The organism is Enteroscipio rubneri (assembly GCF_002899715.1).
GTDB classification, from domain to species: Bacteria; Actinomycetota; Coriobacteriia; order Coriobacteriales; family Eggerthellaceae; genus Enteroscipio; species Enteroscipio rubneri.
Genome location: NZ_PPEK01000031.1, coordinates 1 through 3,304, shown reverse-complemented (window position 1 = coordinate 3,304; position 3,304 = coordinate 1). Strand labels below are relative to the sequence as shown.

1 protein-coding gene is annotated in these 3,304 nt (G+C 54.9%); it reads right to left on the bottom strand.

The window, feature by feature from the left end; translation table 11 throughout:
* A partial coding sequence (locus C2L71_RS11770) for a S8 family serine peptidase (protein WP_170042511.1) occupies positions 1-3,021 on the bottom strand: 3,021 nt, incomplete at its 3' end.
* Between the last annotated feature and the right edge of the window lie 283 nt (positions 3,022-3,304).

Sequence of the window (3,304 nt, the reverse complement as noted above, 5' to 3'; positions counted from 1 at the left end):
GGTCTTCGAGCCCGTCACGGCCGGATTCGTTGCTATCAAAGCGAAGCTCTGAGCCGTCGATCCGTTTGCGCGGTAGAGCTGGACGTTGGCGCCGTTGGAGGCATTCGCGGCCGCCACGTCGAGGACGTAGGCTGGGTTGGCGGCAGATGCAAGCGTATATGCATTGCCGTTCGCCTGAATAATCCACCGTTGCGAATGGTCCCCACTATCAACAACATATTGAGCTACATTCGTACTATACCCACTGCTACCGACCTGCCGCAAACCTAGAACTAATCCGGACCGAGTGTTCTTTATAGTATAGAATCCCGTCGCAGCATCGTAAGAAAAGATAAAACGCTGAGCAGTTGTCATATTAGAGGTGTAAAGTTGAAGGTTCGCACCGGGTGAAGAACTAGCACTGGCGATATCGCACACCATATTCGCAGATAGGGAACTATTAATTACATATTCACCATCGGCAACAGTGCGACTGTAGGGAGTGGAGGGAGTGGAGTAGTCTTCTTCCATATAGGCTCCACCCAACATGAAGGCGACATAGTCAAAATTGATATCAACAGCCGTATTAATGCCGTCCACTCTACCAGTTGACATGCACTGCCACATGTCATAGGTACCGTTATAGGTAGTCTTTGCGTTCTCCGATCCCCGATAAGGATATGATGCAACCCATTTCGACCAGTTGTTGAAGCACGGATCGGTCAAATAGTTGGTGAACCAGTTCGCGTTGGCGTACACTCCAGGGGTATAGCCGGCATTCGATATCTTATTGCAGAACGTCTTCGCGATATTCGCGAGCAAGCCCCTATTGGCCGTGTTTTCAAGACTTTTCTCCTCAAGGTCGTAATATACCGGATAAGCAAGGCTCGATGGATTCAACCCAGCCTCTCTCAGAAGTCTCAGCACGTGGTCGGCCTCGCTCGAAGCGCGCGAGGTGCCGTCAGCGTAAGAGTACAGATAAATTCCGAAAGGTATACCGTTATCTAAGCAGCCGCGAACGTTCTGGAAGAACCAGTCGTCATCCTGATTGCTCTGGTTCATGCCATAGCCGCAGCGAATAATTGCGAACTCAACTCCTGCAGCTTTAGCGCGAGTCCAATTGATGTTTGAATTATGTTCGGACACGTCTATCCCGAATGCTTTTGCATCGGTAACCGTCATACGAGAACCGCCATGCATTGTGCTCCACGTCGAACCGCTTTTCGTCCACGTGCTGTCTGCACCATACGGGAGGATATTCGAGGAACTCGACCCAGATCCCACCACACCCGTTTGTAGCTCACCATCTTTGTAGCGCCAGCTGTTCTCTTTCTCTTCCATCGTGCCAGACGCGGAATCCTCTTCGTTGGCGCCACCCGATGCCCCCGCCTCAGGAGCATCAGCAGGGTCGCCGCCCGAACCTATAACGGCGTTCTCGTTCGCATCGTCAGCAAGCTCCGGATCGTCTTCATCAAGTGCGCCATCGCCTTCCACGGCAGCACCTAGCACCTCGGCGACAGCAGCGCATGCGTCCAGCGCACCCGCGCTGCCGCTACCGGAATGCGCGTTTCCCGTCACGTCCGCAGCAGTCCTTTGCAAGACATCAACTACTTCCGAAGCCGCAAGGCCGGGATCCGCCGTCCAGAGCAAGGCAGCCGCGCCTGATACCAGCGGTGCCGACATCGAGCTACCCGTTGCCGACGCATAGCCGCCATCAACGCCGGTGGAGAGGATGTTGACACCAGGGGCACTGATATCCTTCGCCGCATTGTAGTCAGAGAATGCAGCATTCGCGCCCGCCTCGTCGAGCGCCGTCACCGAGAGGCATTCATCGAAGTCGGATGGATAGCAGGCGGCGGTGCTTGCCGAACCCGAGGCGTCTCCGTTGCCCCCTGCGCAAATGGTGAGCACATCATGCTCGCTGAGCATGTTCGCGATGGAGTCGCGCAGCGCTTGGTCTGCTTGATCGCCACCGTCCGAATAATAACCCAAGCTCATGTTGATGACGCGCAGATTGGAAACGGCACCTGTTTTGACGAGTTCATCCAGATAAGCGTAGGCGGCTATGATATCCGCTGACGTGCACACGTTCTGGTCATCAAAAACCTTGATGGGGAGGACGTTCGCGTTGTATGAGGCTCCAGCAATGCCCTGTCCGTTATCGGCCTGGGCCGCAATAACGCCCGAGACCAGCGTTCCATGGCCGATGGCGTCGCCGTTATTGGCTACACCACTTTGGCTGAGCGGCATTCCTGATGCGGCGTCGTAGGCATGTTCTGCGTCTACCGTGCCCTGGAGGTCGACATGAGCAAGGTTGCAACCGGTGTCCACCACTGCAACAGTCACCGAGCCTTCAGCTTTGGCGTAATCCCATGCGTCCACAATCTTGCTGTCGAACAGGTATTGCTGGTCGTCCGTTGTAGTCCCTGCCGCATCAGACACGCAGTACGGATCAGAGGTGGTTGCAAGCAGCGAATACGCGTAGTTCGGCTGTGCGTATGCGATGCCCGGAGCCGCTTCCACCTGTTGGATAGCCTCATCCATTGAAACATCGTCAGACAACTGCGCCAGAGCGACGGAGCCATGGCCTTCGGTTGTTGGAGCAACCTCTTCCTGATCGACGACACCGATGTCCTGCAATGTTGTTTCCGCGGAACGGGCACTCGAGTTCAAGCTTTCGTCAAGTCCAAGAGCCTCGTCCTCATAGACGATGATCATCTCTTTGTCATTTTTCTGTACTGAGCCTGCAGTCGAGTCGGCGGCATTATCGGCATAAGCATGGTTATCAAACACTGTCGCCACGGGCACCAATCCACACGCAAGAACGAATGCCAAAAGTACATTCGTCAAACCTCGAAGCGGTTCATTTGAGCCAAAGAAGGCGCGCTTGTCATCATGTCGATGATTTGCAGCTAACACGTGCTCAGTTTTTTGTGCGCCGCCTAACCTCTTCATGCATAATCTCCATTCAACGTTTTTGCTGCATTTATGGATAATTTCAGCATACCAAAATTTGGGGCGCTTTGTGACAAAGCTACCCATTGCGCTCATTTGTCCAAAAAAGCTGCAGAACGATCGGGGGAACGCTTCCGACTCGTCTGGCTTTGACACGAACTCTCTCTATACCAGCGAAAGAGCTCTCATCAAAACAAAGCCCCGCGTCAGACGACCGACGTCAGTCCGAACCTCTGGGCGGCACTGCCGTTGGAGGCGTAGAGCTGGACGTTGGCGCCGTTGGAGGCGTTCGCGGCCGCCACGTCGAGGACGCAGGCGGGGTTGACGGCCGAGGCGATCTCGAACGACGAGCCGGCGGCGCGTATCAGCC